An 18,769-nucleotide genomic window follows, 5' to 3' on the forward strand; every position below is an offset into this window, starting at 1 on the left:
GACGTACTGCTTTAAATCAAGCAATGCGCTTAACAATAAAACTTGCGATTTCTCTTAGTGAATCGGCTTCTTCTCCAAAATCTATGAGAGAGTCTAACGCTTTTTTGTTCAAATTAAACAATTTTTCTTTAGTTGCTGACATTCCCATGATGGACGGATAGGTTGGTTTTCCTGCCGCAATATCGGATCCCTGTTGTTTTCCCAGCGTTTCTGTATCGCTTTGAATATCAAGAATGTCGTCTCTAACCTGAAAAGCCAAACCAATTGCTTGAGAGTATTCTGTCAAACTTCTACGTTTTTTTACAATCTCTTCGCTATTCGCTTGTTCTTTTGTTTCCATACAATACGTCGCCATTTCAACACTTGCTGTAATTAATGCGCCAGTTTTATGGTTATGCATGATTTCTAATTCATCTTCAGTTAACTGCTTTCCCACTGCCGCTAAATCTATACTCTGTCCCTTCACCATACCATCTGGGCCTGAGGCAATTGCCAGGATATTGAGTATTTTTAGCTGATTTTCTGCGCAGATTCCTTGCACTGGGTTTGATAGCAACTGGAATGCCAAGGTCTGCAGAGCATCTCCCGCAAGAATGGCTGTCGCTTCATCGAAAGCGATATGAGTGGTTGGTTTGCCTCGTCTAAGCGCATCATCATCCATACTCGGCAAATCATCATGAATCAGAGAGTAGGCATGTATCAATTCGATAGCGGCCGCAGGTAAATCGAGCAAATCGACATTTATCTTTAATGCTTCTCCGGTGGCATATACCAGTAAGGGACGCACACGCTTACCGCCACCCAAAGCTGAATAGCGCATCGCTTCATGCAATTGTGAAGATGAAATGAAAGATGAGCTTGATAGAGGTACCGAGTCTAAAAACTGTTCGATACGATGCTGATAGTCTTCGCGTGTCATAATATTTTAAAAATTAACCTTGGTGTTTGTCGAAAATAGCCTATACAGAACTATCATCAAAATCACTCTCTTCGTCATCTTCACTGAGAATTTTCACACGATGCTCGGCATCTTTTAGCGCTGCCTGACATGCTCTACTCAGCTTCACGCCATTCTCAAATTCTTTTAGTGACTCTTCTAAAGATAAATCGCCAGATTCAATTTTCGATACCAATGCTTCCAAATCAGCCATGGCAGTTTCAAAATCTGGTTTTGTTTCATCTGCAGATTCATTTTTCAGAGACTTTTTATTCATCTAAGCTGTGTATCCAATACGTATGCTGGGCTGTTGATTATAATGGCTTAATCCTGAAAGGATAGTGGTGTTTAACAATGCCAGCACGGTTTTATGGATAAATAAGTGTAACTTGCAGAGCGCATTAGAATAACCTAACATATGCCCCTAGTTTTATAGGAGTGGAAATTCTCATGTTCGATTTTAGTTTTGGTGTACCACTGTTGATCGTTACAGCACTGATCATTTTTGCATGGCTGAGTTTTTTCTCAGTAGTGTTTGGAATGTAAATTTGCTGAGTATTAATTACAGACAATAAAAAGGTCGCTTTAAAGCGACCTTTTTATTGTTTTGAATTTACAGCTTGTTAACTGTCGTATTAAGCAGCTTCTACTGAACTCTTTAGCTTTTCAATCGCGTTACTCTCAATCTGACGAATACGCTCAGCCGACACTTCATATTTTGCAGCCAAGTCCTGCAGCGTCGCTTTTTCTTCTACTAACCAGCGAGAAGCTAGAATATCCTTACTACGATCATCTAAGGTAGACATCGCGTTTTTGAATAAGACCTGAGTATGAGACTCCCAGTCTGCAGTTTCGATAGCATCAGAAGGATCTTCGACATCGGATTGCAAGTACTGATTCGGAGAATACGCACTATCATCATCGTCATCTGTCGATAAATCAAAACCGATATCCTGACCAGACATGCGCTTTTCCATTTCCAACACGTCTTTGCTTGTAACACCTAAATCATTCGCGATATCTTTAACTTCTGCATCGTTCATCCACGCTAATCTTTTCTTTTTACTTCTAAGATTAAAGAATAATTTGCGCTGTGCTTTAGTTGTCGCAACTTTAACAATTTTCCAGTTCTTTAAAATAAACTCGTGAATTTCTGCACGAATCCAATGAACTGCAAAAGATACCAAACGCACATTTACCGTCGGATCAAAGCGTTTTACTGCTTTCATTAATCCTACATTACCTTCTTGCACTAAATCAGCTAAAGGTAAACCGTAACCGCTGTAACCGCGCGCAACTTTAATTACAAAACGTAAGTTATGCATAATCAGTTGGCGAGCTGCTTCAAGATCGTCGTTATCGCGTAGCTTAACTGCCAGTTCGCGCTCTTCAGACTTCTTTAAAACTGGAATTTCACGTACAGACTGAATGTAACTCTCGAGACTTCCTGAAAGAACCGGCATAGTCATCGCTGTACTTGTCGCTGCTGTGTTTCCTACTACTAATGTATTGTTTGTCATATCTTTTCCCCTGAAACTTCCTCAGATTGTTATGCTATTTTAGCACTCAAAGACTTAGAGTGCTAATACCACAAAAAGTTTCGGACAATCCGTAATTATTTTTAATAATTAAAGATTTGCGAAGACTTTTTCAGCGGCGCCTAATGTTGCATTTATGTCCTCAACAGTATGTGCATTAGACATAAAACCAGCTTCATAAGCAGAAGGAGCCAGATTAACGCCCTCATCCAACATACTATGGAAGAAACGATTAAATCGCTCTATATTGCACTTTGATACTTGTGCAAAATTTTCTATTTTATCTTCATCACTGAAGAATAAACCAAACATTCCACCCACTTGATTACTGCTTAATGGAATGTCGCTCTGTCGCGCACGCTCTAACATTCCATTAACGAATAATTCGGTTTTCTCTGTTAGCTCAGGATAAAAACCATCACGAGAGATGATTTCCAGTGTCTTCAAACCAGCAGTCATTGCCAACGGATTACCCGATAAAGTACCTGCTTGATAGACAGGACCTAAAGGAGAAAGTTTCTCCATAATATCTTTACGCCCACCAAATGCGGCAGCTGGCATACCGCCACCGATAACTTTGCCCAAGGTAGTCAAATCTGGCTTTATGCCGTAATGTGCTTGTGCACCACCCAGTGCAACGCGGAACCCGGTCATGACCTCATCAAAAATCAATACGGATCCATGCTCATCACACACTTCTCGGAGTGTTTCCAGGAAACCTTCCGAAGGTGGAATACAGTTCATATTCCCTGCTACTGGCTCAACAATAATACAGGCGATCTTATCTCCCATTTTTGCAAATAAGTCTTTTACTTGCTGCGGATTATTGTAATCCAGCGTTAAGGTGTGCTTTGCCAAATCAGCGGGAACACCAGGAGAGTTTGGCTCACCAAAAGTCAAAGCGCCTGAACCCGCTTTTACTAACAACGAATCACCATGTCCATGATAGCCACCCTCAAACTTCACAATATCATCACGACCTGTGAATCCGCGCGCCAATCGAATAGCTGACATGGTTGCTTCAGTTCCAGAGCTCACCATTCTCAACATTTCTATGGAAGGCAGGATTTCACAAATTTTCTTCGATATTGTTACTTCTATTTCTGTTGGCGCACCAAAGCTTAAGCCGTTTTCACTGGCAGTTTTAACCGCTTCGATGACTTCTGGATGCGCATGACCCGCGATCATTGGCCCCCAAGAACCCACATAATCGATATATTTGTTGCCATCTACGTCAAATAAATAAGCGCCTTTTGCTCTTTCTATAAATAACGGGGTACCACCGACGCTTTTAAATGCACGTACGGGAGAATTTACTCCACCAGGGATTGTAAGTTGAGCCTGCTCAAATAAAGATTGAGATTTAGTCATAATAATTCCGAATTTTCTAATTAATATATCGTGTGGTTATTTGTCGTTGTTTTTACGTTTCAATGTAAAACATTACATTGAAAAAAAGTGCCTATAAGTAGGGGGGTGCATTAAATTAAATACACCCCCCTACTTATAAGCACTTTTTTATTTTATTCCAAGTTAGAATTAACTCAAGCAAGACATCCGTCAATTTTTTGAATGACTATTTATCTATTTGCCTTGTTCTCGGTGAATATGCTTTTATGAGTCTTCTTTACCGGATGGACTGGTATATCGATCATTCAAGGTTTGGACGAATTTGTCGATATCACTGCGTATACCGTCTAATCTTTTACGTACACCTGTACCCCAACCGACTGGATTCTTTCTGAAAATACTGCGCCACCAGCGTGTATTTTTTCTAAACGCATTGGCGATATTTCCATAAGGCTCGTCAGTGCTTAATTTTTTTGCAACGCCATTCACTAATTTTGAACGGACCATCTGATGAATCAGATAGAAGATCACAACTATCGCAGCTAACACCCCGACACCTAATATTTTGTTTTGTTTCAAAGCATCCAGCCATGGAGGATTAAAGACCATTCCCTGCCAGTAACCCGCAATCACTGAAAGTGTTATCAAGCCTAAAATGATAGGAACAAAAACCACCACATCGGTGATTAACACTCTTTTCTTCCAACGTTGCATAGCCAATTTTACTTGAGGCACTGCTTGTTGCTCTATTTGATTAGAGAGTGACTCCATGCTTCCGATAATTCGATACACTCTTTCCACATCAATATCTTCCATACGTTTAGATATTTCTGCGTAGTCATTATTTCGCTTGTTTAAATATCGCTCCCAAACGGCTTTATTCTCAACAGGAGCTGCTAAGTCAGTATTAAAAATAACGTAGAAACGGCCGGCATTTAAACCACTTTGCACCAACGCTTTTTGCCATGACGCCACAATATCTTCCATATTGTCGTCATTTGCCGATGTATCAATCTGATTCAAGATAAACATGAATTTGCTGTTATCACTGCGCTTTTGTGAACCTTGCACAAGATGCTCCAGAGTATCTTGCATTGCTCCTGGCTCTGGATGTCTTGCATCAAATAGCACCAACACCAAGTCCGAAAGATCAATAATATGATCAGTCAGTTTTAAGGTTTCTTTTCGTTGCTCATCCGCGTCAAAACCTGGAGAGTCGATAACTATCTTTCCGCGAAGTTTTTCGCTTGGCGTTGCTTTCATTTGCAAATAGTTATCAATTCGAGAGCCTTCGCCCTGCGTAACAGATTCAATGTCTTCGCTGATTTGATAAAATGGAAAACGAGGATCACCATCTAAAGCGATGCCCGGCAATGTACGGACTTTCGAATCTCTACTGTAAGTGAGAACCGTAAATTTATCATCGACTGCCTGATTTCCAGAGTCTTGAACATTAAGCCCCAGATACGAATTGATGAAACTTGATTTACCAGCGGAGAACGTTCCTAAAATTGAAACCAGTGGCCACCACGATATCTGGGTAGCATACGATTGATCTGCAGCTAACAACCCCATTTTTTGAGAAATTTTATCGAGCTTTCTATAACGATCTACGACTGATACTAATACAGGGTTTTCGGTCTCAAGGTGTTTTTGCAAAAGCTCTAGTCGGTCTTGCATTCTCTTTGCGGGTGTCATGAAATTTCCTTCCGAGTCACTTTAGACATCTGGTTTTACTGGTTAAAACGGGTGCAACCAAGCATTTAGGCTTAGTTCATAGAAATCGCAGGCATAGCCAAGTAAGGGCTATTTATTCGTGCAGGACCTTGATCATTAGACATGGATTGCTGGAAAAGAGCTGGCTGCACTTGATAACTCGAACCTGCTGGTGATACTGGAACAGGCATTGGAATATCCTGCTGATAATTTGAAACAGGTTGTTCTGCAGGATAGGCGAAATATGATTGTGGCAAAGGCGCTCTAGAACCCGGGAAAGGCATGCTCTGACTGTTCTTCCAAGGCAAAAAGTTATTCATAAAGCTTAATGGAGTAGAAATATTCTTATTCATACTCCACATATCTCTTTGCATATTGTTAGTAGATGCCGCCATGTCGTAAGTAGCTGTTCGCATTCCACCAATACTCGTTACCATTTCATCGGTATTCTGCGTCATATTGGTCAAGTTACTCGACATGCTATTGGTAGAATCTACCAGACTATCCATTTTTACAGACATCTGATTCATGTCACCAGATATTGAGCTCATATTATTGTCTAGTGAACCGCTCATGTGCGCGATTGTATCAGCCATTCTGTTTACGTCAGATGTTAACGAGAATATAAGAAAAAAGCCAAAAATAGAAAGCACAAAGAAAGCAAACATAGATGGATAGACCAACATCTGCATACGTTTATGAGTTGCTGCAGCCTTCATTTCAAATTCTTGAAGTTCGTTTTCCATTTCAAGAATGTAATCTCTATGTAGTTCGCTCTTAGCCATATTTTCCTAATATTTGATTATTGTTTTACAGCTTGTAATTTCTTGTGTATTTCTGCTGCGCGATCAGGGTAAAACAGACCGATAAAACCTATCATATTTGCGACTCTTTCAGCATTACCTTGCTCAATCATTGGTATCGCGATCTCTGAATATAATTGTGCAGCTTTTTTAGGGTAGCCTTGTCGCCAATATACGTTACCTAATTCGCCACGATACTCGATCACATTTGGTTCTAATTCGATTAACTGCGAATATATTTGAGAAGCCTCTTCCAAGCCGTTATTCCAATAAGCTTCGCGGGCCATTAACAACATTTCTTCAGTACTTGATTGCCCTAAATCTTCAATGCTTTTAGCATCTGCCGTAGCTTCTTCGGGTTTAGGTGTTTCTTCGATTGTAGATGCAGCTGCGACTGCAACATCAGCTTGAGTACCTGTTTTACCCGCTGTTGTTTCTACAACTGCTTGAGGAGCTTCTGCTTCAGTTGCTTCAGCTTCGGCGATTTTCTTCTTAGTCGATGAGCTACTATACCCACCAACAACCAAACCATCAGGGTATGATCTACTCGTTACTGTTGTTGAATCTATTGTTGCCTTTTTAACAATTTCTTCACTTACTGGAGCAGTTTTGTTATCTACCACAGCAGATTGCTCTTCAGTTTGCGTAGATTTTGTATTTTCTGTTTGAGTGCTTGCGGCTACTTCAGTTTCGACCTCAACTATCTCTTCTACAACTACTTTCTTTTTATCTGATTCGATTAAAGCAGAAGTCACTGCAGAAGGTGTTTCTAGTGTCTTAGTCGTGTGAGTAGTTTCAACTTGCTGTTGTTTATTAGCATGATCATCTACATGAACATCCTCTTTAGCACCGTGATTACCAATAGATAAAAGGATTGCTATCGCACCCACGAACCATGTCGCAAGGATAGGATGCCCCATTAACCAACGAACAATATACATTTAATAAATCTCCTTAAAATAATATGTGTCTATTACACGAGTTTATACTAGAAATACTATTCTAGTATAAACTAATACAATAGCTCTCCTAATTCTTCTATTTCTGCAGCGGCCTTTGATTTTGCGTCCATTTCGAACACTGCCATGCCCTCACTAAACGAGCGCCTATATGCTGTTCTTTGATAAAGTCTAGGCTCTATCATTTTAATTCCTGACAAACTGTTTAATGCGTCAAAAGCATCATCTGTTTCCCTCACTGCAGTATGCGTATCTGAGCGATTCATGAAACCAATAATTTCTGGAACTACACCAGTTTTTCTAACGTTACTTATTAATTTTAAAAAACGTTGAGTTGACCATACATCTGCCTGACTTGGTGCAACTGGAATCACGATTCTATCTGCGCGCTGAAGACCTGTATTCATCGCTTCATTATCTGATATACCGATATCTACGATGACTTCAGTATGTTTACCTTCACTACCTAGCTCATTCGCATTATGAATAGGTTCCAGAGTAGGCATATGACCATCTTCGGTTCTTATTTCCAGAGCATCCGTAATTGTTGCTTGCGGATCTAAATCATAAACAGACACATGTACATTTCTTCGTGTGGCAACCCAAATAGATAAATTAAAGGCGACAGTACTTTTACCTGTACCACCTTTTAAGTTACCTATAACCGTTATCATTTACTTTGACCTTCCAACTCTTTATTTTCTAATTCTGAATGATCTTTCTTCATAGCCTTGTTTTGTGAAGGTAACTTCATACCTTGTTGCCCCCATTGATTGGGAATTGGCGCAAAGTAGTAACTACCATTTAACTGCGGCTGTTGAGGAAAATGATAATTCGGATAAACAGGCATAGGAACATATCTATATTGCTGCATATACCTGACACCATTTGGGTTACCAGGCATCTGCATCCAAATTGGTTGACCATTAAGTTGCGTTTTAGGGCTTTCTTTCTTTAAGTTATGACCCTCAGGAGCAACTGGCATTTCCGGCTTTTGCGGTTTAGCTGTTAATTTATTGCTTGGTAGTTGTGGCGTCTTTTTTAGTTCAGGTTTTAAACGACGAATTTCAGGAGCAAAAGGCTTAACTGGTTTTTTGGCCGTTACTTCGGCAGTACTTTTAACAGGAGCCTTTATTTCTGGCTTCTTCATAGAGGAATTATCAAGCTTAGGAGCAACTGGTGCTTTTTCTGTTTGCACTGGTTTTTCTATCAAACTCTCCGGTGCTTTTGGCGCTTCAAGCTGAGGTGATAATTGAGGTGCTTGCGGTTTATTTAATGTTCCTGCAGTACTTTTCGAAAAAGGCCCAGGAGGAGGAAGCACAGAAGACTTTAATGTAGACTTGGCATCAGAAGTAGCAGTAGCAACACTAGCTTCAATGCTTTCTGTTAATTCTATAGTTACTTCATCTTTAGGCGAATCCTCTTTGACGAGGATTTCTACAGTCGTTTCATTAACACTTATTGATTGGTTTTTTTCCAAAGTCGACTGTTTATTATCCGCGCTACCCGTTCCAGTCATTAATATCATTACAGAAGTTACTACTGTTGCAACGACAGCAGTGAGTGCTCCTTTTTTTGCATCATTCATATTCTTACTATACCTACTCTATATATCATTTTTTAAACGTATTCCTCTACGTTTTGGTTTTGAACTAGCCGCACTCTTCTTTGTTTCTGTTGGCTTCGTTGATGTTTTTGGTTTGGTTTTTGGTTTGGCTGTTGTTTTTGCTTCAGTCTTCGTCTTTGGCTTCGTCTTTGACTTAGTTTTCGACGATGCCTTATTCTTGGCATTTTTTGTTGATTTAGTTGCAGTTTTAGATTTTGCTCTCGAAGTGACTTTCATTACCTGAGAAGGCTCATCACCTTTCTTTTGCTCATCGATCCTTGCTCCGGCGCCAACAACACTTGTCTGATCTCCAGTATTTTCTTTAGCCACAACAACTGAATCATCTGATTTCAAAGGTGCTTTTTCTACTGCATGAGAGCTTATATCTCGTTTAAGCTTATATGATTGGTATAAACCTATTAACAAAGAAAGCAGTTTCTTTACTAAGGAGAAAATCACCCTACCTAGCACCAAAACAATAGCTACAAATATCGATACGACTTTCTTAACACCAGAAAAGAATTTGCCTTCTTTGGCAGATGAGGTGTTCTCAAATTGATTAGATTCATTCTTCGAAAAATCGGCCTCAAAGTCGGGGGGTGTGATCACTTCTCCATCAGGCCCTACACATAATGCCTTTCCTGCGCTTATACATCCTAACGGAATCACCAAAAGTGTTAATAAGGTTGATACCAAACCACCGAAAACTAATGATACCGCCATGCCTTTAAAAATAGGGTCTGTAATAATTACCAAAGAACCGCCGATTAAAGCAAATGCTGTAATCGCTATAGGTCGCGTCCTTGCTTCACAAGAATGTATTACTGCATCTACCACGCTCATGCCTTCGTTAATCACAGCATTTCTAGAAAAATCGACGAGCAAAATCGAGTTTCTAACGACAATTCCTGCTAGTGCAATAAAACCTATCATAGAAGTTGCGGTGAAATCCGCACCCCAAAGCCAGTGTCCGGGAATAATGCCAATTAATGTCAGTGGTATCGGAGCAATAACTATCGCTGGCAAGATGAAGTTTCCGAATAGACCAACAATTAACATATAGATCAATACAAGTGCTGCCACAAAGGCAATACCCATATCTCTGAATGTCTCAAATGTTACTGTCCATTCGCCGCCCCATTCGAAATTAGTTTTATCCGCAGTGTCTTCTCGACCAAACCAGCTACCACCAGTCACTAATGTGCCATCAGGAGATTTATAGCCCTCACCATCATTTGCTTCTGCCAATAAATCTTGCACTTGAAACATGCCATATACGGGTGCCGCTAAGTCACCGACTGTCTCTGCAGTGACAAACTCCACTGCCCGCAAGTCTTTGTGATAGATTGGCTGGTCAGCTTTTTCAGTTACAAACCTGCCAAGCTCAGACAAAGGCATTGTTTTACCCATTTGATTACTTACAGGTAATTGTATGAGTCGGTTGATTTGTGACCTTGCCGCTAACGGTATTTGCATAACAATGGGAGTTGGATCAATCAGTGCATTCTTTTTAATATCACCCAGAACAAACCCACCCATAGCCATTTCTAGAGTCACATTGATATCTTCAACGGAAATCCCATTGCGCTGGGCTTTAGCTGCATCAACCTTAAAGCGCAAAATATCGTGAGGTTCTTCTAGGAAATTATCTACATCACCTAAATTTGGTGCTTTTTCAAATATTTCCGTAATATCCCTTGCGACCTGTCTGCGTGTTTCAGCACTTGGACCATATATCTCAGCCACAACCGATTGTAGCACTGGCGGCCCTGGGGGCATTTCTACTACTTGTATTCTTGCGCCAGCTTCTTTAGCAAGTGGAGTAAGCACTGACCTGGCTTCTTCTGCTATTTCATGGCTTGATCTATCCCTGTCATGTTTATCCGTTAACTGGATTTGAACATCCCCTTGCCAGGGTTTATCGCGTAAATAATAGTGCCTCACAAGACCATTAAAATTAAAGGGAGAGGCTGTTCCTGCATAAGTTTGAACCGCAGTTACTTCTTTAACTGCTTGCATTTTTTCTGCTATCTGGCTGACCAGATTCGCAGTTACTGGTAGTGCTGTTCCTTCAGGAAAATTCACAACAATATTAAATTCAGGCTTATTATCCAGCGGCAGCATTTTCACCTTCACACCTTTAGTGTAAAAGAGAAGTGTACAGAGGAAGAAAACACCGATTATTCCAAATAAGAGTAACCTTCCTTTTCTCTTATCTTGAATGATTGGAACAATTAACCCACGAAAAAACCTTTCTAGAGCAGCGGCCTGACGATGCTCTTTCTGTTCCATGACTTTCAGTTTTTTAAGGCTAGGCTTAAATTTATTCGTTAACCAAGGGGTAAAAGCAAAGGCAGCAAATAATGAGAAAAGCATTGCTACGGAGCCAAGGATTGGGATGGGAGACATATAAGGCCCCATCATCCCACTCACAAACCCCATAGGCAATAATGCAGCAATTACCGTAAATGTCGCTAAGATTGTTGGATTTCCGACCTCACGCACCGCATCAACTGCCACATCAACATCCAGGCTCTCTGAGAGTAGCCAGCGGCGGTAAATATTTTCCACCACAACAATAGCATCATCGACCAAAATGCCGATTGAAAAGATCAAAGCAAACAAGCTAACTCGATCTATAGTCAGCCCTAAAATCCAAGCTGATAAAACCGTCACTGTTATAACTACGGGAATGATTATGAAGGTAACTAATGACGCTCTCCAACCTAGAAACAGCAATACTAAAACTGTCACCATCAGCGTTGCTTCACCTAACTTAAATAATAATTCATTAACCTTAGATTTTGCTGACTCACCATAATTTCTGGTAATAGCAACGTTCACATTATCCGGAATTAATCGACCTTTTAAATACTCAAGTTTTTCCAATACACGCTCTGCAACTTCAACACCGTTTGCACCGTGTTTTTTGGCAATAGCAATAGTTACCGCAGGAGCACCATGAGCCACCTCATTACCGGAGTCATTACTTGCAGCGCCAGTATAATAACCTACAATTTTTGTTGCTTCGCTTGGCCCTTCTTTTACTGTAGCTACGTCACGAACATACACTGGTCGCCCATCAACTACCCCGACCATCAGACGCTTTATATCAGCAGAAGACTTTAAAAAAGAGCCCGTTACTACTTGTACAAACTTGTCATTTGGCTCAACTGACCCAGCATTTCTCTCTGAGTTTGCCATCCTGATTGTATTCGCAACCTGAGTTAAGGAAACACCGTAAGTCGCAAGCCGCTCTGGTAATATTTCAACAAGTAGTTGATCCGTTCTGCCATCAACGATAAAACTCTGACTAGCATTAGGGACTTCGCGTAAGGTCTGCAACAAATCCAATGCAACGAGCTTCAAAGAAGCATCATCGACGTTATTTGACCAAAGTGTTATTGAAACGACAGGGACATCATCAACCCCAACTGGCTTTACTAGAAAACCTGCGATTCCTTGCGGCATTTTATTTTTATTGGATTCAATTTTATCGTGTAATTTTACGATAGACGCTTCAAAGTTTTCACCCACTTTAAACTGAACAGTTATAAGAGCCTGACCACGAGATGACGCTGAATAAACGTGTTTTACGCCGGTAATTTCCGACATGATTCCTTCAAGAGGTCTTGCCACCTGGCTAACAACCTCAGATGAAGTTGCCCCCGGATAGCTGACAAAAATATCAACCATCGGCACTGATATCTGAGGGTCTTCCTGCCTGGGTGTCATCTGCATTCCCAAAATACCTAAGGCGAGGAAAGCAATCAATAAAAGCAACGCAAGTGGCGAAGTGATAAACGCTTTTGCCATACCACCGGCAAGGCCTAAAGAATGTTTAGGTATTTCTACTTTCTTTGTTCCTTGACCAGTTACGTTATCATTCATATTTATTTGTTCAGTCTATTTAGAGTTATATTTGTTTCGTTTCATAGTTGAGTCATGAATGAATCAAAGTACTGCTGAATCTTTGGGATACCATCCTGAAGATGCTCCTGGAGGGGGATTATTTATAACCCGTTCTCCTACCTTCAAACCTGAAACCACAGAAACTAAACCATCACTTTGAGTTACTCCCACTCTAATTAAACGCAATGATGAGGTTTTAGTTTCTTCATCTGCCACCAACACCGTTGGCAAGCTTCGACCCGGGATTAAGGCTGTCTTGGGAATTGTAATAACAGAATTGCCACCTGGGGTGGTATCGGGTAAAAAGATCTCCGCATACATACCGGGTGCGGCAGATACGCCTATAGGCAAATCGAATTTAACCACCACTGTATGTCTTGAGGGGTCTGCAATAGGATATATTTGAGACACTTTTGCAATGGTGCTGTTTTTATTGCTGATTCTTACGGGAACACTCATACCTTTGACTAAGCTTGAAACCAGCATTGAAGGAACATCTGCCTGCAAACGCAAATATTTAATAAAACCAAACTTCATTAAAGGTTGTCCCGGCTGGACAGCGTCTCCCACCTCGACCATTTTACTCATGATGATACCTTCGAATGGCGCGACTGAAACGGTATCTTTTATTTTAGTATTTAATTCATTGAGCTGAGACCAAGCCATCATAACCTGACTTTCAGCCTGAGAAACACCCGTAGCACTGTTCACCAAGTCTGAGTAACGATTATATCCTTGATCAGAGTTACCCATCATGTCATACAGAGGACGTGTCATGAAAATATCCATCATTGATGGCAGCCCCATTCCAGGCATACCATTAATACTTTTACTTTTTGGGGAAATTATTTCGCGTTGGTGCTGTGCTTGTGAATTTTTAAGTGCAGCTTGAGCCGAAGTAATTTGTGCCCATAACGTATTTCTTTTAGCCAATAACTGAGCATCATCAACCTTTGCAAGCATTGCTCCCTTGGTAAAGCCTGTCCCTACTTCACCGCCTATCGCAGTGATTTTTCCTGGCGTTTGCGCGGTTACCGTAATTTCCCTGTAAGGAACTACCGTGCTACCTAGAATCGTTTGAGAACTTGAAATTGAGCGATTAACTGTAACAATTTCCGTTACATTTTCAGCATGGGTGAATGAAGAAAAAAAGAAAACCGGGGCAATAAAAAAACAAAGACTAGCAACAAGCATTTTATGATGTTTGCACTTCAACATTATTAGTTTTCCTATTATTAATTCCACGTCGGCTCCTATACTGGGCAATTAGCTATTTGAAATCCCCATGAAATTTCACAACACTAAGCTACAGGAGTACCACCCGACTGTTAAAGCAAAACTGATAGAGCCCTTTAAAAGATAGACAACAGTCAGTTGTTTTCTGCCATTAACCCTTTCATTTGGAGGATACAAGGGTTAACCGCACAAATATTGCTGTTTTTACTATAGCTTCTAAATAAGCATATTTCCAGCACAAATCTAGTTCCATAAGGGATAGAAGAGATGAGTTTTATTCTTATTTTTAGGTATTTAGGTATTTAGGTATTTAGGTATTTAGGTATTTAGGTATTTAGGTATTTAGGTATTTAGGTATTCTGAAAAATTAGCGAATTGGAAATAATCTAATTATCTTACCCCAGTACTTGTGCTCCAGCGTAACCTCAACAGCAACTGGAAGCGCTTTGAGGTCACTCCAGTTTGATTGCCATTGGTCTTTATCGTCCAGCAACCTCAATTCTAATGACTCCACACCCGTCAACAAAGTCATTTCAACAGGTTCAAGATCAATATGATCTATGTATGCCCAGCTGTTTCTTGTTAGTACATCTTCTTCAAGATCATAACGTACCCGCTCTAAAGAACTCTTGGCTAAAGCCAACGGGTTCGAAACACCTGCTTTGGTAAATTCTAAAATGCCTTCAGAGTCATCTGAGTCTAAACCATAAGAAAAAGCAGGCTTAACTTCATCCGCATCATAACCAGTCTTTCTCGGTCGACTTACAACCTGACGTATATCTTTTTCTAAAAACAGCATGGTTCGCTGCAATTCTTTTAGTTTCTGTTCTTGCTCAGTGATAGCCTGATTACTTGTCAGCATATTAGACAATCCAGCATATGCAGTAATTGCCATAAAAGAAAAAATACTCATGGCAACCAAAAGCTCAAGAAGCGTAAAACCTTTTGCTGCTGATTTCATGGCTTAGTTAAAAAGCCCACAACGGTTACAAATGGATCTAGATCATCTTTACTCTCGCCCCACACTGACAACTCAACTCGCTTCACCTTCTCATCATCAGTTTCTATGGTATTTTGCTCCCAATTCCACTTTCTATCAGACATTTCAGATTCACCTTTAACTTTTCCTGTTTTAGGCCATTCAGAACTAAGTCGTAATTCTGTTATCTTGTTCATCGCAACCCAGCCAGCAAATGTTTTATCTGTCATTCTCGAGGTGTTTTGCGCAGCATTTTCAATGACTTTGATTGCTCCCCCCATTGCTACCGCAACAACAAACAGCGCAACCATAACCTCTAAAAGCGTAAAACCAGCGTTATTATTTTTCATTTTTGGTATAGCTCTGCTCTATCTCACCCGTAGCACTGACTACCATTTTAGAAGAATCTTTTTTTTCAAAGAAAAGTTCATAGGTAAACGGAGTCATCTCACCACTGGATAAAAATACGATTTGAGGATTTTCGTTTTCGCGCTCTTCTAGATTTGTAGAAATGCCATCCAAATACAACTTAGAGGTAATTGACGAAGGAAATTCTCGTTTATTGAAAGGTGCTTCTGACAGAGCAGTCCAACTATTATTTTCATTCCTGTAAAAACCATAGCCTTTATCATCGATTTCCAAAGCTATTTCGGCAGATTGTAAAATCGATTCATCTTGGGCAAGAGAAATCAACGCACTAAATCGTTCGGTGTTTTCTTTCAGTAATTTATCACCCGCAGGAGGAAAAGATAAAGTCACAGCTCCCATAAGAACTGCAACAATAACGATTACCACCATTATCTCTATTAAGGTAAAACCCTTGTGCGAGATCTTCATCATTTATCTAGGATAGACTTAATTATCTAGTTGCCAGTTACCAATATCATCATCGCTTTGGACACCGTCAGGGCCAAAAGAATAAATATCAACGTCTCCCTTTGCACCTGGGCTTAAATAGTTATAGGGATTTCCCCAAGGATCAATTGGCGTCTTTTTAGTATAACGTCTCCAGTTTTTAGCTTCAGGATCACCTGACGGCTTGCTTACCAAAGCTTCTAAGCCTTGATCAGTACTTGGGTAGTTATAATTTTCAGCTCTGTAGATCTCAAGCATTGAAGAAATGCTTTTTATGTCTGTCCCTGCTCTTGTCACATTTGCCTTATTCAAATTATCGAAAATAGCCGGACCTACTGCGGCAGCCATTACAGCAATAATTACGACAACAACCATCACTTCAAGCAAGGTAAAACCTAGGCTTTGCGCACGAGACAATGATTGAATGTTATTTCTACTTCTTTTCATTTACTTTCCCTACAATCTTTTGAATGAATCTAATAAATTAAGTTTTCAGGCAAGTTACCGTCATAAACTTATCAAAACTTTTACTTCAAAGGCTCAAAGAATTTATACTATTCACTTTCTCTGAAAGTCTAATTCTTTAAAATGACGGCATTTTGCCATATTTTATACAAGGTTGTTTAAAAATGATCAAATTGAAACAACCGCTTTTCTTGGCAATAATTTCACTTACCGTAGTATTTTTTATTGCCCAACTCCTTCAAAATGAGTTCGTTTTTAATCGTGGGCAAATTGAATCTGGGCAATGGTGGAGAGTTATTGGCGGTAATTTAACGCACTCAAACTACCCACACTTATTTTTAAACCTCAGCGGGCTTTGGATCTTAGCCTTATTATTCATAGACACCCTGAAGGCAAAAACATTCATTTTCTGCAGTGTTTTTCTTTGTCTAATTGTGGGACTTGGTCTTTATTATTTCACCCCTGAACTACATATTTATTATGGTTTTTCTGGCGCTCTTTATGGATTATTTTTTATCGGCGGTGTAAACGCGGCTTTGAATAAAGATGTTTTTACTGGTATATCAGTAGCTACACTCATCCTAGGCAAAATCACCTGGGATTTTTTTCAGGGAGGAAGCAGTTCTAGCGAGGAACTCATAGGCATTCCTGTCGCAACTGACGCGCATCAATATGGCTTGATTGGAGCAATCATAATCAGCATTTTATTGTTTATTTTGCACCTTAAAAGAAATAACAATCCATCTAAAGACCAAAAGTCACCCCCCCACTTATAGGCACTTTTTTCATATTCCATTTTAATAGGTTAATCCTGTAAGCAACCCATCTTCTATCCATTGCGATAAAAAACCCGCTATTCGTGCAGGAGCATGTTCAGCATCTACCCACTCACACACACCCTCGCACAAGCCTTCGAAGTTTCCTGATTGCATAGCAGAATCTAAAGCCCATGCTTCATCGACATCTAACGATCGATAATAGTTGAGCAATTCTTTTCTCCAGACTACCCAGCCTAATGGATAGTCTAATTTTTCTGGAGGAATTGGGTCTAACTGTTCATCAATCGCCGCCCAAAGCTGCGGAGTGTTCCATTCAAAATTTATTCGTGACACCGATGGATGAAAGTCAAATTGTAGTTGCCCCCAGTTTTCAATCGGTATTTGCTGCAGTGATTCCATTGAGATCGGTGCAGTATTATTACTGTCAAAAGCTTTTCTTTGTGCCCACTCGAATCTCGCCATTTCTGCCAGCACAGGAACATCGGAATATTTCTTTGCTAAAAATTCCTCAAGATGGCTACCAAAATAACGAAGAGAAAAGTGATGCGATGGATGAGCCTTCATATACGCGTAACTCATCGTATAAAAATCATCATCGCCTAGTAAAGTATGCACAGATGGGTAATTTTCGGATAACGCATCAATTAAACGATAGCCATAGCCTGCGCCATAGATATCCAAACGAACTTTAGCGCTCACTTCTGCCGTTGACACAATGTCAGTTTGAATAGCATCATCCTTTTCTAGCAGAAAAGACATCATGCTTTTTTGCAGTCTATATAGCTCGCTCATTGAGCAGATCTCTTGTTGGCTGCAGATATTTCTTTCGCCATTTTCAATTCTTTCATCAAATAAGGCAATTCGGGAATATTATCATCACGCTCGATCATCGTTGAAACACCATCGAAACGTTTAACCGCCTCTGCGTATAAATCCCAAACGCCTTCAACTACATCGTTATCGTGAGTATCAATAATGTACCCATCATATTGACTATGCCCAGCAAGATGATGCTGCTGAACACGCTCAGGGGGAACGCCATCAAGATAATCCAATGGATCAAAGCCGTGATTGAATGCGCTAACGAATATATTATTAATATCCAGGAGCATTAGACTGTCTGATTCTTCAGCAATAGCGGTAATAAATTCCCACTCGGTCATGCCCTCAGATTGTTTGTAGCTTATATAGCTTGATACATTTTCTATCAAAATACGCCTTTCAAGATAATCCTGAGTCTGGCGAATTTTTTCAGACACAAATTTAACCGTTTCTTCTGTATAGGGTAATGGCAATAAATCATGAGCATTGACACCATCCAAGCCGGTAAAGCACAGGTGATCAGAAATCCAGTGCGCTTTGGTACGATCCGCCAACGACTTTACCTGACTCAAATATTTCAAATCTATAGGGTCACTGCTGCCGATTGACATGGATACTCCGTGCATGACAACCGGATAACGCTCACAAATCTGATCCAGGAAATAAAGTGGCTTCCCACCCTCGACCAAATAGTTTTCAGTGAGAATTTCGAACCAATCAACGTCAGGAGAGGTATCGAGTATCGCATTATAGTGTTCTTTACGTAGGCCTAAGCCAAAGCCAAGAGATGGATATTTCATAGTGAAACCTTA

18 protein-coding genes are annotated in these 18,769 nt (G+C 40.2%); 1 reads left to right on the plus strand and 17 read right to left on the minus strand.

Going from position 1 to position 18,769, the window contains the following annotated elements; all coding sequences use genetic code 11:
- Positions 1–16: 16 nt before the first annotated feature.
- The 15 genes from EV695_RS02540 to gspG form a co-directional block, all read right to left on the minus strand.
- The gene (locus EV695_RS02540) at positions 17–919 is read right to left on the minus strand and encodes a polyprenyl synthetase family protein (protein ID WP_131904339.1); all 903 of its coding nucleotides are present in this window, start codon (positions 917–919) and stop codon (positions 17–19) included.
- A gap of 40 nt (positions 920–959) precedes the next feature.
- Positions 960–1,214, minus strand: a complete 255-nt coding sequence (locus EV695_RS02545; protein WP_131904340.1) for an exodeoxyribonuclease VII small subunit — start codon at positions 1,212–1,214, stop codon at positions 960–962.
- 358 nt (positions 1,215–1,572) lie between these two features.
- On the minus strand, positions 1,573–2,457 hold the full coding sequence (rpoH, locus tag EV695_RS02550; protein WP_131904341.1) for an RNA polymerase sigma factor RpoH: 885 nt from the start codon (positions 2,455–2,457) through the stop codon (positions 1,573–1,575).
- 108 nt (positions 2,458–2,565) lie between these two features.
- Positions 2,566–3,846 carry a glutamate-1-semialdehyde 2,1-aminomutase gene (hemL, locus tag EV695_RS02555; RefSeq protein ID WP_131904342.1) on the minus strand — a complete coding sequence of 427 codons (1,281 nt, stop codon included), beginning with the start codon at positions 3,844–3,846 and terminating at the stop codon, positions 2,566–2,568.
- Positions 3,847–4,089: 243 nt separating this feature from the next.
- Positions 4,090–5,523 (minus strand): dynamin family protein, encoded by a 1,434-nt coding sequence (locus EV695_RS02560; protein ID WP_131904343.1) that lies wholly within the window; start codon positions 5,521–5,523, stop codon positions 4,090–4,092.
- Positions 5,524–5,594: 71 nt separating this feature from the next.
- A complete protein-coding gene (locus EV695_RS02565; protein ID WP_131904344.1) occupies positions 5,595–6,326 on the minus strand; it encodes a hypothetical protein in 732 nt (243 codons plus the stop codon).
- Between the two features lie 17 nt (positions 6,327–6,343).
- Positions 6,344–7,285: a hypothetical protein gene (locus EV695_RS02570; RefSeq protein WP_131904345.1), complete on the minus strand. Its 942-nt coding sequence runs from the start codon at positions 7,283–7,285 to the stop codon at positions 6,344–6,346.
- A gap of 71 nt (positions 7,286–7,356) precedes the next feature.
- Positions 7,357–7,977 carry a nucleotide-binding protein gene (locus EV695_RS02575; protein WP_131904346.1) on the minus strand — a complete coding sequence of 207 codons (621 nt, stop codon included), beginning with the start codon at positions 7,975–7,977 and terminating at the stop codon, positions 7,357–7,359.
- Positions 7,974–8,891, minus strand: a complete 918-nt coding sequence (locus EV695_RS02580) for a hypothetical protein (protein WP_131904347.1) — start codon at positions 8,889–8,891, stop codon at positions 7,974–7,976. Before EV695_RS02580 ends, EV695_RS02575 begins: the two co-directional genes overlap by 4 nt.
- A gap of 18 nt (positions 8,892–8,909) precedes the next feature.
- A complete protein-coding gene (locus EV695_RS02585) occupies positions 8,910–12,800 on the minus strand; it encodes an efflux RND transporter permease subunit (protein WP_131904348.1) in 3,891 nt (1,296 codons plus the stop codon).
- 63 nt (positions 12,801–12,863) lie between these two features.
- Positions 12,864–14,039: an efflux RND transporter periplasmic adaptor subunit gene (locus EV695_RS02590; RefSeq protein WP_243651434.1), complete on the minus strand. Its 1,176-nt coding sequence runs from the start codon at positions 14,037–14,039 to the stop codon at positions 12,864–12,866.
- Between the two features lie 385 nt (positions 14,040–14,424).
- Positions 14,425–15,018 (minus strand): type II secretion system minor pseudopilin GspJ, encoded by a 594-nt coding sequence (gspJ, locus tag EV695_RS02595; RefSeq protein WP_131904349.1) that lies wholly within the window; start codon positions 15,016–15,018, stop codon positions 14,425–14,427.
- On the minus strand, positions 15,015–15,386 hold the full coding sequence (gene gspI / locus EV695_RS02600) for a type II secretion system minor pseudopilin GspI (protein ID WP_131904350.1): 372 nt from the start codon (positions 15,384–15,386) through the stop codon (positions 15,015–15,017). Before gspI ends, gspJ begins: the two co-directional genes overlap by 4 nt.
- Positions 15,376–15,873: a type II secretion system minor pseudopilin GspH gene (gene gspH / locus EV695_RS02605; RefSeq protein WP_165874596.1), complete on the minus strand. Its 498-nt coding sequence runs from the start codon at positions 15,871–15,873 to the stop codon at positions 15,376–15,378. Before gspH ends, gspI begins: the two co-directional genes overlap by 11 nt.
- An 18-nt stretch (positions 15,874–15,891) precedes the next feature.
- Positions 15,892–16,338, minus strand: coding sequence for a type II secretion system major pseudopilin GspG (gspG, locus tag EV695_RS02610; RefSeq protein ID WP_131904352.1), 447 nt, complete (start codon positions 16,336–16,338; stop codon positions 15,892–15,894).
- Positions 16,339–16,520: 182 nt separating this feature from the next.
- Here gspG and rrtA point away from each other — a divergent pair, with 182 nt between their 5' ends.
- Positions 16,521–17,132 (plus strand): rhombosortase, encoded by a 612-nt coding sequence (rrtA, locus tag EV695_RS02615; protein WP_131904353.1) that lies wholly within the window; start codon positions 16,521–16,523, stop codon positions 17,130–17,132.
- A 21-nt stretch (positions 17,133–17,153) separates the two neighbouring features.
- On the opposite strand, the gene EV695_RS02620 is transcribed toward rrtA, so the two are convergent.
- A complete protein-coding gene (locus EV695_RS02620) occupies positions 17,154–17,927 on the minus strand; it encodes an HvfC/BufC N-terminal domain-containing protein (protein ID WP_131904354.1) in 774 nt (257 codons plus the stop codon).
- Entirely contained in the window at positions 17,924–18,757 is an 834-nt protein-coding gene (gene bufB, locus EV695_RS02625; protein WP_131904355.1) for an MNIO family bufferin maturase, read from the minus strand. Before bufB ends, EV695_RS02620 begins: the two co-directional genes overlap by 4 nt.
- Between the last annotated feature and the right edge of the window lie 12 nt (positions 18,758–18,769).

This window comes from Cocleimonas flava (genome assembly GCF_004339015.1).
Taxonomy (GTDB): Bacteria; Pseudomonadota; Gammaproteobacteria; order Thiotrichales; family Thiotrichaceae; genus Cocleimonas; species Cocleimonas flava.

Coding starts and splice junctions, on each gene's coding strand:
- hemL (WP_131904342.1), bottom strand. CDS start 3,846: ATGACTAAATCTCAATCTTTATTTGAGCAGGCTCAACTTACAATCCCT.
- EV695_RS02560 (WP_131904343.1), bottom strand. CDS start 5,523: ATGACACCCGCAAAGAGAATGCAAGACCGACTAGAGCTTTTGCAAAAA.
- EV695_RS02575 (WP_131904346.1), bottom strand. CDS start 7,977: ATGATAACGGTTATAGGTAACTTAAAAGGTGGTACAGGTAAAAGTACT.
- EV695_RS02590 (WP_243651434.1), bottom strand. CDS start 14,039: ATGTTGAAGTGCAAACATCATAAAATGCTTGTTGCTAGTCTTTGTTTT.
- rrtA (WP_131904353.1), top strand. CDS start 16,521: ATGATCAAATTGAAACAACCGCTTTTCTTGGCAATAATTTCACTTACC.
- gspG (WP_131904352.1), bottom strand. CDS start 16,338: ATGAAAAGAAGTAGAAATAACATTCAATCATTGTCTCGTGCGCAAAGC.
- EV695_RS02545 (WP_131904340.1), bottom strand. CDS start 1,214: ATGAATAAAAAGTCTCTGAAAAATGAATCTGCAGATGAAACAAAACCA.
- rpoH (WP_131904341.1), bottom strand. CDS start 2,457: ATGACAAACAATACATTAGTAGTAGGAAACACAGCAGCGACAAGTACA.
- EV695_RS02565 (WP_131904344.1), bottom strand. CDS start 6,326: ATGGCTAAGAGCGAACTACATAGAGATTACATTCTTGAAATGGAAAAC.
- gspI (WP_131904350.1), bottom strand. CDS start 15,386: ATGAAAAATAATAACGCTGGTTTTACGCTTTTAGAGGTTATGGTTGCG.
- EV695_RS02540 (WP_131904339.1), bottom strand. CDS start 919: ATGACACGCGAAGACTATCAGCATCGTATCGAACAGTTTTTAGACTCG.
- gspH (WP_165874596.1), bottom strand. CDS start 15,873: ATGAAGATCTCGCACAAGGGTTTTACCTTAATAGAGATAATGGTGGTA.
- EV695_RS02570 (WP_131904345.1), bottom strand. CDS start 7,285: ATGTATATTGTTCGTTGGTTAATGGGGCATCCTATCCTTGCGACATGG.
- bufB (WP_131904355.1), bottom strand. CDS start 18,757: ATGAAATATCCATCTCTTGGCTTTGGCTTAGGCCTACGTAAAGAACAC.
- EV695_RS02580 (WP_131904347.1), bottom strand. CDS start 8,891: ATGAATGATGCAAAAAAAGGAGCACTCACTGCTGTCGTTGCAACAGTA.
- EV695_RS02585 (WP_131904348.1), bottom strand. CDS start 12,800: ATGAATGATAACGTAACTGGTCAAGGAACAAAGAAAGTAGAAATACCT.
- gspJ (WP_131904349.1), bottom strand. CDS start 15,018: ATGAAATCAGCAGCAAAAGGTTTTACGCTTCTTGAGCTTTTGGTTGCC.
- EV695_RS02620 (WP_131904354.1), bottom strand. CDS start 17,927: ATGAGCGAGCTATATAGACTGCAAAAAAGCATGATGTCTTTTCTGCTA.